Annotated in this window: 19 protein-coding genes; 16 read left to right on the forward strand and 3 right to left on the reverse strand. The window is 40.8% G+C overall.

What is annotated here, in order from left to right:
* Positions 1-24 precede the first annotated feature (24 nt).
* The 3 genes from QFZ31_RS25290 to nagA are packed head-to-tail and all read right to left on the reverse strand — an operon-like array spanning position 25 to position 2682.
* Positions 25-747 (reverse strand): GntR family transcriptional regulator, encoded by a 723-nt coding sequence (locus tag QFZ31_RS25290; protein WP_307308357.1) that lies wholly within the window; start codon positions 745-747, stop codon positions 25-27.
* 23 nt (positions 748-770) lie between these two features.
* Complete coding sequence (gene nagB, locus QFZ31_RS25295; protein ID WP_307308359.1) at positions 771-1496, reverse strand: glucosamine-6-phosphate deaminase; 726 nt, start codon at positions 1494-1496, stop codon at positions 771-773.
* A gap of 4 nt (positions 1497-1500) precedes the next feature.
* Positions 1501-2682, reverse strand: coding sequence for an N-acetylglucosamine-6-phosphate deacetylase (gene nagA / locus QFZ31_RS25300; protein ID WP_307308360.1), 1182 nt, complete (start codon positions 2680-2682; stop codon positions 1501-1503).
* A gap of 263 nt (positions 2683-2945) precedes the next feature.
* Between nagA and hprK the strand changes: the two genes are divergently transcribed.
* The 16 genes from hprK (at position 2946) to QFZ31_RS25380 (ending at position 16993) form a co-directional block, all read left to right on the forward strand.
* Positions 2946-3878 carry an HPr(Ser) kinase/phosphatase gene (gene hprK / locus QFZ31_RS25305; RefSeq protein WP_179595218.1) on the forward strand — a complete coding sequence of 311 codons (933 nt, stop codon included), beginning with the start codon at positions 2946-2948 and terminating at the stop codon, positions 3876-3878.
* A gap of 20 nt (positions 3879-3898) precedes the next feature.
* A complete protein-coding gene (lgt, locus tag QFZ31_RS25310; protein WP_179595219.1) occupies positions 3899-4729 on the forward strand; it encodes a prolipoprotein diacylglyceryl transferase in 831 nt (276 codons plus the stop codon).
* 19 nt (positions 4730-4748) lie between these two features.
* Positions 4749-5702, forward strand: a complete 954-nt coding sequence (locus QFZ31_RS25315) for a nucleoside recognition domain-containing protein (protein ID WP_307308367.1) — start codon at positions 4749-4751, stop codon at positions 5700-5702.
* Entirely contained in the window at positions 5692-6339 is a 648-nt protein-coding gene (gene ppaX / locus QFZ31_RS25320; RefSeq protein ID WP_307308369.1) for a pyrophosphatase PpaX, read from the forward strand. The genes QFZ31_RS25315 and ppaX overlap by 11 nt, the downstream gene beginning before the upstream one ends.
* Positions 6340-6341: 2 nt before the next feature.
* Positions 6342-6875: an acyltransferase gene (locus tag QFZ31_RS25325; RefSeq protein WP_307308372.1), complete on the forward strand. Its 534-nt coding sequence runs from the start codon at positions 6342-6344 to the stop codon at positions 6873-6875.
* Between the two features lie 175 nt (positions 6876-7050).
* Entirely contained in the window at positions 7051-8214 is a 1164-nt protein-coding gene (locus tag QFZ31_RS25330; protein ID WP_179595223.1) for an ATP phosphoribosyltransferase regulatory subunit, read from the forward strand.
* Between the two features lies 1 nt (position 8215).
* Positions 8216-8854: an ATP phosphoribosyltransferase gene (gene hisG / locus QFZ31_RS25335; protein WP_307308376.1), complete on the forward strand. Its 639-nt coding sequence runs from the start codon at positions 8216-8218 to the stop codon at positions 8852-8854.
* A 1-nt stretch (position 8855) separates the two neighbouring features.
* Complete coding sequence (gene hisD / locus QFZ31_RS25340; protein WP_307308378.1) at positions 8856-10127, forward strand: histidinol dehydrogenase; 1272 nt, start codon at positions 8856-8858, stop codon at positions 10125-10127.
* A gap of 24 nt (positions 10128-10151) precedes the next feature.
* Positions 10152-10739, forward strand: a complete 588-nt coding sequence (gene hisB / locus QFZ31_RS25345; RefSeq protein ID WP_307308381.1) for an imidazoleglycerol-phosphate dehydratase HisB — start codon at positions 10152-10154, stop codon at positions 10737-10739.
* Positions 10740-11366, forward strand: coding sequence for an imidazole glycerol phosphate synthase subunit HisH (gene hisH, locus QFZ31_RS25350; RefSeq protein ID WP_307308384.1), 627 nt, complete (start codon positions 10740-10742; stop codon positions 11364-11366). It abuts the gene before it with no gap.
* Entirely contained in the window at positions 11363-12085 is a 723-nt protein-coding gene (gene hisA, locus QFZ31_RS25355) for a 1-(5-phosphoribosyl)-5-[(5-phosphoribosylamino)methylideneamino]imidazole-4-carboxamide isomerase (RefSeq protein ID WP_307308385.1), read from the forward strand. The genes hisH and hisA overlap by 4 nt, the downstream gene beginning before the upstream one ends.
* On the forward strand, positions 12082-12843 hold the full coding sequence (gene hisF / locus QFZ31_RS25360; RefSeq protein WP_307308387.1) for an imidazole glycerol phosphate synthase subunit HisF: 762 nt from the start codon (positions 12082-12084) through the stop codon (positions 12841-12843). Before hisA ends, hisF begins: the two co-directional genes overlap by 4 nt.
* Complete coding sequence (gene hisIE / locus QFZ31_RS25365) at positions 12840-13457, forward strand: bifunctional phosphoribosyl-AMP cyclohydrolase/phosphoribosyl-ATP diphosphatase HisIE (RefSeq protein WP_307308390.1); 618 nt, start codon at positions 12840-12842, stop codon at positions 13455-13457. The genes hisF and hisIE overlap by 4 nt, the downstream gene beginning before the upstream one ends.
* A gap of 189 nt (positions 13458-13646) precedes the next feature.
* On the forward strand, positions 13647-15146 hold the full coding sequence (locus QFZ31_RS25370) for a tetratricopeptide repeat protein (protein ID WP_307308393.1): 1500 nt from the start codon (positions 13647-13649) through the stop codon (positions 15144-15146).
* A 96-nt stretch (positions 15147-15242) separates the two neighbouring features.
* A complete protein-coding gene (gene trxB / locus QFZ31_RS25375; RefSeq protein ID WP_307308394.1) occupies positions 15243-16193 on the forward strand; it encodes a thioredoxin-disulfide reductase in 951 nt (316 codons plus the stop codon).
* Between the two features lie 341 nt (positions 16194-16534).
* Positions 16535-16993, forward strand: coding sequence for an NUDIX hydrolase (locus QFZ31_RS25380; RefSeq protein ID WP_307308396.1), 459 nt, complete (start codon positions 16535-16537; stop codon positions 16991-16993).
* Positions 16994-16996 lie beyond the last annotated feature (3 nt).

Raw genomic sequence — 16996 nt, forward strand, 5'->3', positions numbered from 1 at the left:
GCAAATGGTCAGACCATTTGCTTTTTAACGTTTCATCGTATGAACAAATCGATACCGGTCTGCCCGAAAAGTAGATTTAACCAACTCGAAAGGAACTTCATTTTGTAGATAAGATATTCGTTCAATTAAGAGGATTGGGTCTCCAATGTTTATTCCTAGTGCTTCTGCGTCAGGACTACTGGCAATAGAAGCCTCTATCTCTTGCGTCGCTTCACTTATTGAGAGAGAGAGGTGTTCCTCAATGTACTGATAGAGAGAGAGGTTGCTGTTTTCCTCTGTCAGTCCGGGAACAAGCTCAACGGGAATATATGCCGTTTCTAGCGCCATTGGGGCATCATCGGCTAAACGAATCCGTTTGATTTTATAAACAAAGTCATTTTCTTCAATTCTAAGGTGAGTTGCTGTTTTTTTGTCTGCAGGGATGATTTGAAAGGATAAAAGCGTGCTGCTTGGACTCATTCCTCTTGAGAGCATGTCTTCAGTAAAACTTGTCATCCCCTGAAGTTCTTGTTCAATCTTTTTCTTATTAACAAATGTTCCTCGGCCTTTTTGTCTTTTAAGATAGCCTTCCGAGACCAAATTGTTGATTGCTTGTCTAACAGTCATGCGGCTTATTTGAAACGTTTGCGCATATTCGCGTTCGGAAGGAATGACAGCCTCTTCCATTAAAAGACCATTCTCGATTTGTTGTTTAATGTACTCTTCTAATTGATGATAGATGGGAACCGGTGAATTTTTATTTATCATCCAAACACTCCTTGTGAAAAGTACTAGATATATTTTAACGCATCTCTATCTGCGATTACAGTGACATTTTGGTGGTGCTTTAATGCAGAAGCAGGAAATTCTTCGCTTATATCTCCATTCATAAAATTGAGTAGTGCTTCTGCCTTTTTTTCTCCTGAAACTAGTAGAAGAATTTCCTTGCTTTCTAATATAGAAGCAATGCCCATCGTTATCGCGTGTGTAGGCACTTCTTCAAGAGAGTTGAAAAATCTAGAATTTGCAATTCTTGTGTTTTCAGCAAGAGTGACAATATGTGTCCGGCTGGAAAAGGATGTACCTGGTTCATTAAAACCGATGTGTCCATTTTGCCCGATTCCCAGAAGTTGTAGGTCTACCCCTCCCAGCTCTTTTATAAGCTGTTCATAGCGAAGACATTCCTGTTCTAAATCACCAGCAGCTCCATTAGGAATATGAGTATGATTTTCATGGATATCTAAATGATTAAACAAATTTTGTCTCATGAAATAATGGTAACTGTTAGGGTCTTGTGCCTTCAGCCCAATATACTCATCTAGATTGACAGATTTCACCTGTTTATAAGTGGTCTCATTCGTCTCATGGTCCTGGATTAAATAATTATAAACACCTTTTGGCGTGCTTCCGGTTGCTAATCCTAGCGTTAGGCTTGGGTTAGAGCGGATTTTATCAACAATGATTTTTCCAGCCTCTAAGCTCATTTCTGCATAATTTTCAGTACGAATTAGTTTCATGTCATTACCCCTTTTTATATGCTATTTCCCCACGACAGAAGGTCATTTCAACTTGATATTCATTCGATAAAATCGTAATATCAGCATCTTTTCCTACCGAAATACTGCCTTTGCGGTCATAGACGTTTAATTGTTTGGCTGGATTGACACTTGCCATTTGAACAGCTTTTGATAGAGTGATCTCTGCTGCTTCTAGGATGTTCTTAATAGAATCGTTCATTTTTAAAATACTGCCAGCCAGTGTTCCATCAGCCAGAAGAGCTTTTCCGTCTGCGACAGATACATCTTGCCCGCCAAGATCATAGACCCCGTTTTTAAGGCATTTAGCCCTCATAGCGTCTGTTATCAAAATCATGCCCTCTGTACCTTTTGCATTAATAACAAGCTTCATTACCTCGGGACGTACATGAATGCCGTCCGCAATCAATTCAACCATTAATTCTTTAAAAATAAGGGCGGATCCCGCTACGCCCGGTTCGCGGTGGTGTATCCCGCGCATGCCATTAAACAAGTGTGTTACCTGTTTTGCACCTGCTTGAACGGCCTTTTCCATTTCCTCGTGGACTGCATCACTGTGACCAATCGAAGCAATAACACCTGTTTCATGTAAGTAGCGTACAAAGTCAGTCCCGTTTTCTAGCTCAGGAGCCACCGTTACCAATTTAATGCTGCCTTCTGCTAGTACTTGCCAGTGCTTAAATAATTCAATATCAGGATCAATAATGTACTCCATCGGCTGTGCACCGGCCCGTTTTTTATTAATAAATGGTCCCTCTAAATGAACACCGAGTACTTCTGCATTACCTGGGCCATTATGACCTTTAAGATAATGTGCTGCATTTAGTAAGGCGTTTTCAATTTTCTCATGTTTTTGGGTAATGGTTGTTGCTAAAAAGCTAGTGGTGCCTTCAGCAGGGAGTGCTTTAGATATTGTTTCTAAAGCTTGTATGGTCGCATCCATTGTATCAGCGCCTGCAGCACCATGAATGTGTACGTCTATAAAGCCAGGAACCACTGTTTGGTCCTCCGCAATTTCGATTTTTTTTACCGTTTTTAAATGGGAGGGAAGGGTATTAATAGAACCAATCTCTCGGATTTTTCCATCTTCTATGAAAACATAAATAGATTCTGCCAATTCATTTTCTAGTACAGCATTGCCATGAACCATTAACACTAGGCTCAACATCTTCATCTCCATTTCAAAGTATGACCTCTATACATTTATTATAGCTCTAAGTGGAATAGTTGTCTATACCAGTTGTATATTGACTCTTTATTATTTTACCAATAATGAAAGAATGTATGAAAAAATGATTAACCTTCTATTTGGTTATGAAAATAAATTAAATAGTGCTAAAATAAGAAGAAATTAAAGTAATTTATTACATATTAACTGTCAAGCTGATGGTCCTATGGTGCTTTTAGCTTTTCGGATAAGGAGGAAAACTTTTGCCAAAGGTACGCACGAAGGATATTTTTGAAAGATTCCATTTGGAGATGATTAGCGGTGAAGAAGGAATTAATCGTCCGATTTCGACAAGTGATATTTCGAGACCTGGAATTGAAATAGCAGGATACTTTGAATATTACCCTGCAGAACGAATTCAACTATTAGGTAAAACGGAGCTTTCCTTCTTTGCAGAATTACCAGAAAATGAACGTATCTCAAGGATGGAGCGTTTATGTACAGACATCACACCTGCGATCATCGTTACAAGAGGTTTAGATGTACCGCCAGAGCTTATTGAAGCATCAGAGCGTGAATCTGTTCCTGTACTGCGGTCAAATATGAAGACTACACGTTTTTCAAGTCGTCTAACCAACTTCTTAGAAAGTAAACTCGCACCAACAACGGCCGTCCATGGAGTTTTAGTCGATATTTATGGGATTGGGGTATTAATTACTGGAAAAAGCGGCGTTGGTAAAAGTGAAACTGCATTGGAGCTGGTTAAACGCGGGCACCGGCTTGTGGCGGATGACTGTGTCGAGATTCGCCAGGAAGACCAAGATACGCTTGTGGGAACCTCCCCTGATTTAATTGAGCATTTATTAGAAATTCGCGGACTTGGTATTATTAATGTCATGACTCTTTTCGGAGCAGGTGCCGTTCGCAGTAATAAACGAATAACCCTAGTGATTAACCTTGAAATTTGGGATTCTAGTAAGCAATACGACCGCCTTGGTTTAGATGAGGAAAAAATGAAAATTATTGATACAGAAGTGACAAAGATTACCGTACCAGTGCGTCCTGGGCGAAATCTGTCTGTTATCATTGAAGTAGCTGCAATGAATTATCGTTTAAAAAGAATGGGCGTGAATGCAGCGCAGCAATTTACAGAGCGTTTATCTGATGTCATTGAAGATGGAGACCATGATGAATAATTTAATAAAGGAGAAATGGGATGAATTCAACTATACAGCCGCTTGATCCAATTGCATTCAGCTTAGGACCGATTCAAGTGCACTGGTATGGCCTTATTATTGGCTGCGGTTTAGCATTGGCACTGTTTCTAGCGATTCGGGAAGGAGATAAGAGAGGGCTCCCAAAGGATACATTTGCAGATTTAATGCTTTGGGCGATTCCGATTGCCATCCTTTCAGCACGTATATATTACGTTATTTTTGAATGGGGCTACTATTCCGAGCACCCAGGTCAAATCATTCAGATTTGGAATGGGGGAATTGCGATCCATGGAGCTTTGATTGGCTCCGTCCTAACAACCTATGTTTTTGCCAAAAAACGCGGGATTTCTTTTTGGAAGATTGCGGATATTGCCGCACCTAGTATTATTTTAGGTCAAGCCATCGGCCGGTGGGGGAACTTTATGAACCAGGAGGCTCACGGAGGCGAAGTTACTAGAACCTTCCTTGAAAATCTGCAGCTGCCTGAGTTTATTATTAATCAAATGTATATTAATGGCGCTTACTATCATCCAACCTTTTTATATGAATCGGTCTGGAATATCGTAGGTTTTATTCTATTGATTTTACTTCGACGTGTGAACCTGCGCCGTGGTGAGTTATTCCTATCTTATGTCATTTGGTATTCAGTCGGTCGTTTCTTTATCGAAGGCTTAAGAACAGATAGTTTAATGTTAGGCGGGCTACGAATGGCCCAGATGATTTCGATCGCATTGATTCTAGGTGCTGTGTTAATCCTAATCTACCGCAGAAAAAAGAATCTAGCGGAGGACAGATATTTAGATAAAAACAATCAAGCTTTAACGCACTAGAGAAGGAGATTTTGGGGAAATGATTAACTCGATAAAAAAGGGTTTACAGGTGGGGATTAAAACAACATGGACCTTAGGGAAAATTATTTTTCCAGTAACCCTTATTGTAGCAGTGCTGCAGTATACACCTATCTTGCCGTGGGTTATTAAATTAATAGCGCCAATGATGAAGCTGTTTGGATTGTCAGGAGATGCCGCAATTCCATTGGTATTGGGAAACTTTCTCAACCTATATGCGGCTATTGGTGCGATTTTAACACTCGATTTAACTGTAAAGGAAGTTTTTATTTTAGCTGTAATGCTCTCATTTTCTCATAATTTAATTGTTGAATCAGGCGTTGCTCTTAAGGTTGGTATTAAGCTTTGGCTTGTTTTGGTAACGCGGCTGGGACTTGCATTTGCATCAGCAATCGTAATTAACCTTGTTTGGCAGGGCGGCGGTGAAACAGCACAATATGGTCTGATTCAAGCAAGAACGGATGAAGAAATTACTGGAATCGGTGCTATTTTACTTACGGCTATTGAAAAAGCAGGGCTCGGAATTCTGCAATTAGCCCTGATTGTCATTCCGTTGATGATTGTCATTCAAATCTTGAAGGATTTGCAATGGCTGAAGAAATTTTCGCAAGGAATGTCTCCGATTACTAGGAGTCTTGGGATGCATGAAAATACCTCTACAACTATGGCTGCAGGCTTATTATTTGGGCTTGCCTATGGTGCAGGGGTTGTCATCCAGGCAGTGGAGGAAGATGGAGTGAGTAAAAAGGATATAACACTCGCTTTTCTTTTTCTGATGTCCTGCCACGCGGTAGTGGAGGATACACTTATTTTTATCCCGCTGGGTATTCCGGTCTGGCCGCTCTTTTTAATACGGCTGGGTGTAGCCATTATCTTAACTTTGATCGTCGGGTTCATTTGGAAACGGTCTGGCATCATGAGAAGAAAGGGAGCAGAACCAACATATGAAAAATAATATAAATACCATTTTATTTGATTTAGATGGAACGTTAATCGATACAAATGAACTTATCATCTCTACTTATTTACACACACTTGAAAAATACTTTCCAGGCAAGTATAAGCGACTGGATGTCCTGCCATTTTTAGGTCCAACTCTTCATGAAGTTTTTGGAGCAATGGACCCTGAGCGAGTGGAGGAAATGGTGTTAGAATATCGTACCTACAATCTTGCGAATCACGACGCATTGGTAAAAGAATTTGTCGGTGTGATGGAAACAATTGAGACATTAAAGAAAAAAGGCTATAAACTTGCCATCGTGACAACGAAACGTGAGGATGTGGCTTTTAAAGGACTTCGCTTGATGAAACTAGATTCGTTTTTTGATGTCATGATTGCTTACGATCATGTAAAAAAAGTGAAGCCAGACCCCGAGCCAATTTTTTTGGCGCTTGAAAAGTTAGATTCAAGGCCAGAGGAAACCTTAATGGTAGGCGATAATTTTCACGATGTACTAGCCGGCAAAAATGCAGGTACGAAAACTGCAGGGGTCGCTTGGACGATTAAGGGAAGAGATTACCTGGCAAAATATGAACCTGATTACATGTTAGAGAACATGACGGATTTATTAACGATTCTCGGAGAGGGATAAGAATGAGGAATACGACCCGCTACCCTGTTGAAGGGGCTAACTCCTTATGGCATGTTTATAAAACCGTTCCTTTCTGGAAGGTTGTAAAGAATTTCATTGTCATCCAACTCGCACGTTACACTCCCTTTCTAGGGATGAAAAATTGGCTTTACCGTACCTTCTTAGGACTTAAGGTCGGTGAGCAAACATCCTTCGCGTTAATGGTCATGCTCGATGTAATGTTTCCTGAGAAAATCAGTGTCGGACGCAATACGGTCATTGGCTATAACACGACAATCCTTGCTCATGAATATTTGATAAAAGAGTATCGTCTTGGTCCTGTTGAGATTGGCAGTGAAGTGATGATTGGAGCAAATTCAACCATTCTGCCTGGTGTATCGATTGGTGACGGAGCCATCGTTTCTGCTGGAACACTCGTTCATAAAGATGTTCCGGAAGGTGCGTTTGTCGGCGGGAACCCTATGCGGGTCATCTACTCAAAAGAGGAAATGGAAAAGCGTTGGGCCGAAGACCCGATTTATAATAAAAATAAATAACAAATTATAGAAGCTGGGTTGTTGTACCTGGCTTTTTTTTACATAATAATGGGGAATAATCGCAAAACCCTCGGAATTATCAGTTTTCAGTTGACGAAAATTTCCCAAAAAGGTAAACTTTAATTTATTAGCATATTAGCGAACTAAAGGATTCTGAAAATAAAGGATGATTTAAATGAGCCGTTTATTTATGTTTGAAAAGCCTTTAGGCATGAGAGATACACTTCCGGAACTATATGAAAAAAAGCATCGTGTCCGTACTTTGATGGAGGATGCCATTAAACAATGGGGATATCAATTCATTGATACACCTACCCTAGAATACTATGAAACCGTTGGAACAGCCTCCGCGATACTTGACTCGGAGCTTTTCAAATTACTCGATAAAGATGGGCATACCCTCGTACTTCGGCCGGATATGACTTCACCAATTGCCAGGGTGGCAGCATCACGTCTATTAGAAAATGATCTTCCGCTTCGCTTAGCCTATGCAGGAAATGTATACCGTGCACAGCAGCGGGAAGGCGGCAGACCTGCAGAGTTTGAGCAAATCGGTGTGGAGTATATTAATGACGATACAGTTTCAAGCGATGGCGAGGTAATTGCTCTGCTGGTCTCATCGTTAAAAAAAGCCGGGTTGAGCCAATTTCAAGTATCGGTAGGACATATTGGCTTCGCACAAGAATTATTTAAGCAAATCTTAGGAACCAATGGACGTGCGAACGCTCTTAGACGATTTTTATATGAAAAAAACTTTGTTGGTTATCGTGAGCAAGTGAACTCTTATTCCCTATCCTCAATCGATAAAAAGAGGCTATTACAGCTGCTTGAATTAAGAGGCGGCGAAGAGGTAATTGGAAAAGCACTTGATATCGTTGAGGATGGCTATGGAAAAGAATCGCTTATTCAGCTGAAGGAATTGTGGGATGTGATTTCAGACTACGGACTTAAGGACTACGTGAAATTTGATTTTACGATTGTCAGCCATATGAGTTATTATTCTGGAATTTTATTTGAGGCCTATGCCGGGAATGTCGGATTTCCGATTGGGAATGGCGGCCGTTACGGATTAATCGAAAAGTTTGGGAAAAAGGCCAGTGCCACTGGTTTCGCTGTAAGGCTGGATAAACTGCTTGAGGCAATGGGTTCACTAGAAGTGACAAATACTGTTGAATGTATTTTTTTCAGTCAGGAACGAAGAAAGGAAGCCTTTCAACTGGCTGAAACCATGAAGGGTGAAGGAAAGCAAACCGTGCTGCAAGATATTAATGGTGTGAAGAATCTTGATGCTTTTACAAAGAAGTTCGCCAATACCACCTTTTTAATCGGGGGGGCTTAAGATGAATGCAAAACTAACAATTGCGATGCCAAAAGGCAGAATTTTTGAAGAAGCTTTAGAGTTATTACGAAAAGCAGGCTATGCACTGCCACCTGAATTTGATGACTCGCGAAAATTAATCCTCGATGTTGACGCGGAGGATATGCGTTTCATCTTGGCAAAGCCAATGGATGTAGCTACATACGTAGAGCATGGGGTTGCAGATGTCGGTATTGCTGGTAAGGACGTTTTACTTGAAGAAGAACGGGATGTATACGAATTGCTAGATTTAAGAATTAGTGCCTGCTACCTGGCTGTTGCGGGACTGCCTGGAACAGCGATGAACGATGTGGCACCAAAAGTGGCGACAAAATATCCTAATGTGGCTGCTGCTTATTTCCGCGAGCAAGGTGAACAAGTCGAAATCATTAAATTAAATGGTTCCATCGAGCTTGCGCCATTAATTGGATTAGCGGATCGGATTGTTGACATTGTTTCGACTGGAAGAACGCTTGTTGAAAATGGGCTTGTTGAATATGAAAGAATAAAAGATGTTACATCTAGGCTTATCGTTAATCCTGTTAGTTACCGGATTAAGGACGAACGTATAAACGAATTAGTGACAAGGTTAAGCAGTGTCGTCTCCTTGGAGGTAAAATAGTATGAAAATCGTAAAAGTGAATGACCTTATCTCTATAAAACGGTCGATTGAATCGGGTACCACTGAACAGTTAGCCGTCGTTAAAAATATTATTTCGGACATTCGATCCTCTGGCGACAACGCCTTGCGTGATTATACTGAAAAATTTGACCGTGTAAAGTTAGATTCGTTTTTGGTTACCGAAAGTGAAATAAATGAAGCCTATGAGAAAGTAGATTCTGAATTTATCTCGATTGTTCGAGAAGCTGCTGATAATATTAGAAGATTTCATGAGAAACAATTGCGTCCTTCATGGATGACGACGGAGGAAAATGGAAGTATTCTTGGTCAAAAAATAACACCGCTTGATTCTGTAGGAGTATATGTCCCTGGAGGAACAGCTGCTTATCCATCTTCGGTTCTTATGAATGTTATTCCTGCACAAGTGGCGGGTGTTAACCGAATTGTGATGGTATCACCACCGGACAGCGAGGGAATACTTCCTGCTGCTGTACTTGTTGCAGCGAAAGAAGCAGGAGTAAAAGAAATCTATAAGGTTGGCGGAGCTCAGGCCATTGGTGCTCTAGCATACGGAACAGAATCAATTGCATCTGTTGATAAAATTACTGGCCCTGGAAATATTTATGTAGCGTTAGCAAAGCGAGAGGTTTTCGGTGATGTGGATATCGATATGATTGCGGGGCCAAGTGAAATAGCCATCATTGCCGATGATTCTGCCCGTGCCGATGAGGTGGCTGCTGACTTATTATCACAAGCAGAACACGACCCGCGTGCTTGCAGTGTGCTTGTTACCCCTTCAATGAAATTAGCAGAAGAGGTGGCTGTCGAAGTCGGAAAGCAGCTGGCTATATTGCCGCGAAAGGAGATTGCCTCTCGGTCGATTGAGGATTTCGGCGTTATCTACGTGACTTCTTCTATAGAAGAAGCAGTAGAAACCGTTAATCAGCTTGCACCGGAGCACCTTGAAATCTTGACTGAGAATGGTATTGAGCTGCTTGGGAAAATCCGACACGCTGGTGCTATTTTTATTGGGCGTTATAGTTCAGAGCCAGTAGGCGATTACTTTGCCGGACCTAATCATGTTCTGCCGACCAATGGGACTGCTCGATTTTCAAGTCCGTTGAATGTGGATGATTTTCAAAAAAAATCAAGTGTAATCATATACAGTGAAAAAGCTCTAAAGGAAAATGGAGAAAAAATTGCTAAATTTGCCCGCATGGAAGGTCTAGAAGCCCATGCGCGAGCAGTTGAGTTAAGACTTAAAAATCAATAATTTTTTTGGCTAGGGGGCCCTTCCATGGAAAGATACACAAGTATTGAACGAAAAACAAATGAAACCCAAATTAGTTTATCACTAGATATAGATGGCGAAGGAAAGTCAGAACTTGAAACAGGGGTTCCATTCATGAGCCATATGCTTGATTTATTCACGAAACATGGGCAATTTAACCTTACCGTTGACGCTAAAGGGGATATTGAGGTAGATGATCATCATACCACAGAGGATATTGGAATTGTTTTAGGACAGGCATTGCGCGAAGCACTTGGCGATAAAAGAGGTATTAAACGCTATGGGAATGCCTTTGTACCGATGGATGAAGCACTAGCACAGGTAGTTGTCGATTTAAGTAATCGACCGCACCTTGAAATGAGGGCGGAGTTCCCGAGTGCTAAGGTGGGCACGTTTGATACTGAGCTCGTTCATGAATTTTTATGGAAGCTTGCCCTCGAGGCTCGTATGAACCTGCATGTCATTGTTCATTACGGACACAATACGCACCACATGATTGAGGCTGTATTTAAAGCACTTGGCCGAGCGCTAGACGAAGCGACAACGATTGATCCTCGCATTAAAGGAGTTCCATCTACGAAAGGGATGTTATAGATGATTGGAATTGTCGATTATGGTATGGGCAATCTCTTTAGTGTTAGTAAAGCATTAGAGAGATTGAACGCTGATTATTTTATTTCAGGTGATCGGGAAGAGCTTCTAAGCGCGGATGCACTATTACTTCCAGGGGTTGGCTCATTCCGAGATGCGATGGAAGTATTACAGGCAGACACGATTAAGGAGTTTGCAGAAAGTGGAAAACCACTTCTTGGGATATGCCTAGGTATGCAGCTATTGTTTGAAGATAGTGATGAAAATGGGTTTACGAAAGGCCTTGGCTTATTACCTGGTCATGTACGACGTTTTTCTGGTACGAATGCTAAAGGGGAGACATACAAGGTTCCTCATATGGGCTGGAATAAACTTGAGTTTGTTAAATCATCTCCACTCTTGGATGGTTTAGAAGAAGATTATGTTTATTTTGTTCATTCGTACTATGTAAGTGCAGAAAACTCGGAGGCACTGTTGGCAAAAGCTAATTATCATGAAGAAGTTTCTGCCGTAGTTGGCAAAGATAATATTTTTGGAATGCAATTTCATCCTGAAAAAAGCAGCAAGCTAGGAATGGCACTGCTGAATAATTTTTTAAAATTGGTTGAAGAAAGGAAGGCAGTACGATGACACTCACAATTTATCCTGCAATTGATATGCGTGGCGGGAATTGCGTACGCCTCCTCCAAGGTGATTATGATAAGGAAACGATTTATGGCGATTCACCTTTTGACATGGCTCGAGCGTTTGCAGCGGAGGGGGCAGAATGGATACATATGGTTGACCTAGATGGCGCCAAGGATGGGCATCGGGTTAATGACCGTTTTGTCATCGAAGCAGCCAAGCAACTAAAGGTAAAAGTCCAAATTGGCGGGGGCATTCGTTCTGAAGCGGACATCCTTCATTATTTAGAAAGTGGAATTACACGCGTGATTATCGGTAGTATCGCTGTATCCAATCCAGAGTTTGCGATTGAAATGATTCAGAAGTATGGGGAGCAAATTGTTGTGGGGATTGATGCGAAAAATGGCTATGTAGCTACCCATGGCTGGTTGAATACTTCAGAAGTGAAAGCAGTAGAACTGAGTAAACGCTTTGCTGAGAAGGGCGCGGAGACATTTATTTTTACGGATATTGCAACAGATGGAACATTATCAGGACCGAATATCACTGCTGTATGTGAAATGGCTGAGGTTACCGGAAAAACTGTCATTGCTTCTGGCGGTGTGAGTAGTTTAGCCGATTTGCGCGCTTTAAATGCAGAAGGGGTTAGAGGAGCGATTGTCGGAAAAGCCCTTTATGAGAACCGTTTTACATTAAAAGAAGCACTGGATGAGGTGAGAAAATGACACTAACTAAACGTATCATTCCTTGCCTTGATGTAAAAGAAGGAAGAGTTGTGAAGGGTATTCAATTCGTTCAACTCCGAGATGCAGGAGATCCTGTTGAATTGGCTAGATTCTATGACGAGCAGGGAGCAGATGAACTCGTATTCCTTGATATTTCTGCATCTGTTGAAGGACGAAAAACCATGGTGGAAGTGGTTAAGTCTGTGGCATCGGAGCTTGCCATCCCTTTTACTGTTGGCGGCGGGATTAATTCTTTAGAAGATATGAAACGCATTCTCCGTGCGGGTGCTGACAAAGTATCCTTAAATACAGCGGCAGTTTTGAATCCTGAACTAATTTCTGAGGGTGCCGGCTACTTTGGAACACAATGTATCGTAGTCGCTATTGACGCTAAGTTTGATGAAGAGATCGGGACGTGGCGTGTTTATACACACGGAGGCAGGACCGCAACCGATCGAAAGGTCATTGATTGGGCCAAGGAAGCAGCAAGACTAGGTGCAGGTGAAATTTTACTGACAAGTATGGATAGTGACGGCGAGAAAAATGGCTTTGATCTCAAACTTACTGCATCGGTAAGTGAAGCAGTGTCGATTCCGGTGATTGCTTCAGGAGGTGCTGGAAACGCAAGTCATTTTGAGGATGCATTTGTAAATGGAAAAGCCGATGCAGCGCTTGCTGCTTCAATCTTTCACTATAAAGAAACATCAGTCCATGAAGTAAAAAGTTATTTGTTAGAGAGAGGAGTGACGGTGCGATGAACATTCGTTTTGATGAAAAAGGGCTTGTCCCTGCTATCGTCCAGGATGCAGAAACAAAAGAGGTATTAACATTAGCGTATATGAATCAGGAATCTCTTACAAAAACGCTGGAAACTGGGGAAACGTGGTTTTACAGCCGTTCTCGTCAGGAGCTTTGGCACAAAGGCGCGACTAGTGGAAACACTCAGACCGTTATAAGTGTTAAATATGACTGTGACAAGGACGCAGTCCTTGTGCAAGTTGAGCCGAAGGGACCTGCATGCCATACGGGAGCAGTCAGCTGCTTTACAGAAGGTGTTGTAACAGAAAGGGCTGCTACTAGCCTTGCAGACTACCAGATTCTGCAGTCATTAGAAAAGCTGATTATCGAACGGGAACAAGAGCGTCCAGAAGGGGCTTATACCACCTATCTATTTGAAAAAGGCGTCGATAAAATCTTGAAAAAGGTCGGCGAAGAGGCCTCAGAAGTCATCATCGCCGCCAAAAACCGCGACAAAGAAGAACTAAAATGGGAAGCCGCCGACCTCCTCTACCACCTACAAGTATTGTTAGTCGAACAAGGCCTGCCATTTAAGGAAGTATTGAAAACATTAGAAGAAAGACACAAACGATAAAAACCGTTGGTGCCTGTCACCGCTGCTGCGGTGACAGGCACCAAATATGCAAAAACACGCTGTTATGCAGCGTGTTTTTGTATATTTGGAATATCTTCCAATGTGTTTGTATAGGTTCTAACCCTTCTCGTACTGGCTTTTGTTGTGGTATACTACATAAGTTAGTTTATTGTATAGATGGAGGTCTCCATGGTTAAAGATTCGAAAGCAAGAATTCAAAAGGGAAAGATCCTGTCATTTGTTCCGACTGGGGAATATTATTTCACGAAGGGTATTAAGGCATACCATCGCCGTGATTTTAAAAAAGCTAAAAAATATCTTCAACGGGCGATGCAGCTGGAGCCGGGTGAACCGATGATAACCTGTCAGCTTGCCATTGTGTCAACAGAACTTGGTGAGTTTGAAAATTCTAATCGACTCTTGCATTTAATCCTTGAAGATCTTGATGAAGAAATGGCAGAATGTCATTATTTTTTAGCCAATAATTATGCCCATATGGGTTTCTTTAAAGATGCTTATCATCATGCAAATATGTATTTGGAATTGGACCCAAATGGGGATTTTAATGAAGATACACACGACCTTCTAGAGCTTCTTTCGTTTGAGGCTGAGGGTTTAGAAGATGAGCTTTATGAACAGGACGATCTTATTATTAAGCAGGAACAGGCTCGTGACTTATTGGAATCAGGGTATTTTCCAAAAGCCATTGAACTGTTGAATGACGTTGTGGAAGCATATCCGGAATACTGGTCTGCTTATAATAACTTAGCTCTCGCTTATTTTTATTTAGGAAAAACAAAAAAAGCAGAATCGATTCTTGATGATGTGTTAGAAAGAAATCCTGGAAATCTGCATGCATTGTGTAATCGGTTAGTGTTTGCTCATTACCAGGGTAAGACGAAAGCAGTTGCACGTTTAATGGATTCGTTAAAAAAAATTCAACCCATGCTCATTGACCATCAATTTAAGCTTGGTGCAACCTTTGCCTTAATTGGTGAGTATGAGTCAGCATACTTTTGGCTGAAAAAGCTGTATAAAAACGGTTTTGAAGGTGACGGTCCTTTTTATTATTGGCTGTCGTATTCCGCATATCATACAGGCTTTGAAAACTTTGCAAAAAGCATTTGGAAAATTGTCCTTGAGCATACTCCTGATAAGGAGGGATATGAGCCATGGAATGTCGAAAAGCCAATTGCAAATGGATTCGAAGATCACTCAGGTTCAATATTTCAAAAACTGGAAAGTGATTATATGGAAGAACGTTTATTTGCATTATTCCTAGCTTCTGTCTCAGGAAAGGCAGATGAAATCTTTACCTCAAAACGTTTTTACCAAAATCAAAAGCTTACTGCTTTGGAAAAAAATTATGTCTCTTTACTAAAATCGGGAACTCCTTCTGCTATTGTCGATGCACAGGAAATTGCCCAGGTTCTTTATGAAACACATCAGCCTATCGGAACGGTTGAATCTGGATTATATTTAATGTGGTTTTCCGTGTTTGTGGAATTGGCTAAGTCTAAGTCTGAGTTTAACCTAAATAATAAACGGGCTTGGGCAGGCGCCATGGAATATGTCTGGTATAAGGCAAGCAATGAAAAGGTATCACAGCAAGAAATTGCCAAACGCTATGATATCTCCCCAGCAACCATTGGCAAATATGTAAAGTTAGTGACTCAACACCTAAATTGAGCAGATATTTGGACTATATAGCAATTGTTTAATACGATTAAGAAGGTAATACTAAACTTAATCGTATTTTTTTATATATAAGGGAGTGAACCATACATGTCTGAAGAAAAAATTTATGATGTGATTATTGCTGGTGCTGGTCCTGCTGGAATGACAGCTGCTGTATATACATCTCGTGCAAATCTTTCTACACTTATGATTGAACGAGGAATGCCAGGCGGTCAAATGGCAAACACGGAGGATGTTGAAAATTATCCTGGTTTTGAAAGTATTCTAGGACCAGATTTATCTACGAAAATGTTTGAGCACGCAAAAAAGTTTGGTGCTGAATATGCATATGGTGACATCAAAGAAATCATTGACAATGGTGAAGTGAAAACGGTTGTAGCTGGTTCAAAGCAATACAAAGCTTATTCTGTTATTATTTCTGCAGGTGCTGAATATAAAAAAGTAGGAGTACCAGGCGAGAAGGAACTTAGCGGGCGCGGTGTATCCTATTGTGCAGTATGTGACGGAGCATTTTTTAAGCAAAAGGAATTGTTTGTCATTGGCGGCGGGGACTCTGCTGTTGAGGAAGGTGTTTATTTAACTCGTTTCGCTTCTAAGGTAACGATTGTACATCGACGAGATGAACTTCGTGCTCAGAAAATACTTCAAGACCGTGCATTTGCAAATGAAAAAATCGATTTCATATGGAATCACACCATTAAATCGATTAATGATAAAGACGGAAAAGTGGGCAGCGTTACACTTGTTTCTACTCAAAATGGAGAAGAACGGGAACTTCCAGCAGATGGAGTATTCATTTATATTGGAATGATTCCACTTTCTAAACCATTTATAAATCTGGGAATTACCAATGAAAATGGCTATATTGAAACAAACGACCGAATGGAAACAAAAGTGCCAGGAATTTTTGCAGCAGGGGATATCCGCGAAAAGACACTAAGACAAATCGTTACTGCTACTGGTGATGGCAGTATCGCTGCGCAAAGTGCCCAGCACTATGTAGAGGAACTGAAAGAAGAATTGAAAATCAAGAAGTAGATTTACAAATTTTTCATAATCGTAATCCGGTTTTAATTCTCTTGTAACAGTGGTGAAATATTAATAAGGTATTATGATATTAAGAATTGACCCCCTTTAAAATATTCACTTGGTGCACAGGCTGAAAATGCCTGTGCTATTTTTTTACATATTTTTAACAGTATAAAGAAATCTGATTTCATTGTGACCGCTTACCAAAAGGAGTATAATAAAAAGAATAAATATGTGCTATTTTACTACTATGATCATGTTATATAAATGAGAGAGAAATATTTAACTTTGAGAATGGTCTAGCTCAAGTGACTAGGAGCTTCCGCTTTTCTTGTTAGAGGGTGTTTGTTGTGCAGCGAGTCACCAATTGTGTATTAATTAGAGATAATCAAGTATTAATGTTAAAAAAACCGCGCCGCGGCTGGTGGGTAGCACCAGGCGGCAAGATGGAGCCTGGCGAGTCAGTAAGAGATTCCTGTATTCGTGAGTACCGTGAGGAAACCGGAATCTACTTGAAAAACCCGCAATTGAAGGGCATTTTTACATTCATTATGAAAGAAAATGATCAAGTTTTATCTGAATGGATGATGTTTACTTTTTTTGCAACTGATTCTGATGGGATGCGATTTGACGAATCGGATGAAGGCAAGCTCGAGTGGCAGCAGCTTGATCAATTAAAAAAACTGCCTATGGCTGCTGGAGACTATCATATTATCGATTACATGATTCATGGAAATGGGATAATTTACGGTACTTTTACTTATACCAAAGATTTTCAACTAATCAGTTATCGATTAGATCCAAGTTAAGGT

The sequence above is a fragment of the Neobacillus niacini genome (assembly GCF_030817595.1).
Classification (GTDB): domain Bacteria; phylum Bacillota; class Bacilli; order Bacillales; family Cytobacillaceae; genus Neobacillus; species Neobacillus niacini_G.

Bases quoted from the DNA above. Each gene is read 5' to 3' on its own strand.
- hisA (WP_307308385.1), top strand. From the start codon at position 11,363: ATGACACTCACAATTTATCCTGCAATTGATATGCGTGGCGGGAATTGC.
- hisD (WP_307308378.1), top strand. From the start codon at position 8,856: ATGAAAATCGTAAAAGTGAATGACCTTATCTCTATAAAACGGTCGATT.
- nagB (WP_307308359.1), bottom strand. From the start codon at position 1,496: ATGAAACTAATTCGTACTGAAAATTATGCAGAAATGAGCTTAGAGGCT.
- hisF (WP_307308387.1), top strand. From the start codon at position 12,082: ATGACACTAACTAAACGTATCATTCCTTGCCTTGATGTAAAAGAAGGA.
- hisH (WP_307308384.1), top strand. From the start codon at position 10,740: ATGATTGGAATTGTCGATTATGGTATGGGCAATCTCTTTAGTGTTAGT.
- nagA (WP_307308360.1), bottom strand. From the start codon at position 2,682: ATGTTGAGCCTAGTGTTAATGGTTCATGGCAATGCTGTACTAGAAAAT.
- QFZ31_RS25290 (WP_307308357.1), bottom strand. From the start codon at position 747: ATGATAAATAAAAATTCACCGGTTCCCATCTATCATCAATTAGAAGAG.
- hisB (WP_307308381.1), top strand. From the start codon at position 10,152: ATGGAAAGATACACAAGTATTGAACGAAAAACAAATGAAACCCAAATT.
- QFZ31_RS25330 (WP_179595223.1), top strand. From the start codon at position 7,051: ATGAGCCGTTTATTTATGTTTGAAAAGCCTTTAGGCATGAGAGATACA.
- QFZ31_RS25370 (WP_307308393.1), top strand. From the start codon at position 13,647: ATGGTTAAAGATTCGAAAGCAAGAATTCAAAAGGGAAAGATCCTGTCA.
- QFZ31_RS25325 (WP_307308372.1), top strand. From the start codon at position 6,342: ATGAGGAATACGACCCGCTACCCTGTTGAAGGGGCTAACTCCTTATGG.
- lgt (WP_179595219.1), top strand. From the start codon at position 3,899: ATGAATTCAACTATACAGCCGCTTGATCCAATTGCATTCAGCTTAGGA.
- QFZ31_RS25315 (WP_307308367.1), top strand. From the start codon at position 4,749: ATGATTAACTCGATAAAAAAGGGTTTACAGGTGGGGATTAAAACAACA.
- ppaX (WP_307308369.1), top strand. From the start codon at position 5,692: ATGAAAAATAATATAAATACCATTTTATTTGATTTAGATGGAACGTTA.
- hisIE (WP_307308390.1), top strand. From the start codon at position 12,840: ATGAACATTCGTTTTGATGAAAAAGGGCTTGTCCCTGCTATCGTCCAG.
- trxB (WP_307308394.1), top strand. From the start codon at position 15,243: ATGTCTGAAGAAAAAATTTATGATGTGATTATTGCTGGTGCTGGTCCT.
- hisG (WP_307308376.1), top strand. From the start codon at position 8,216: ATGAATGCAAAACTAACAATTGCGATGCCAAAAGGCAGAATTTTTGAA.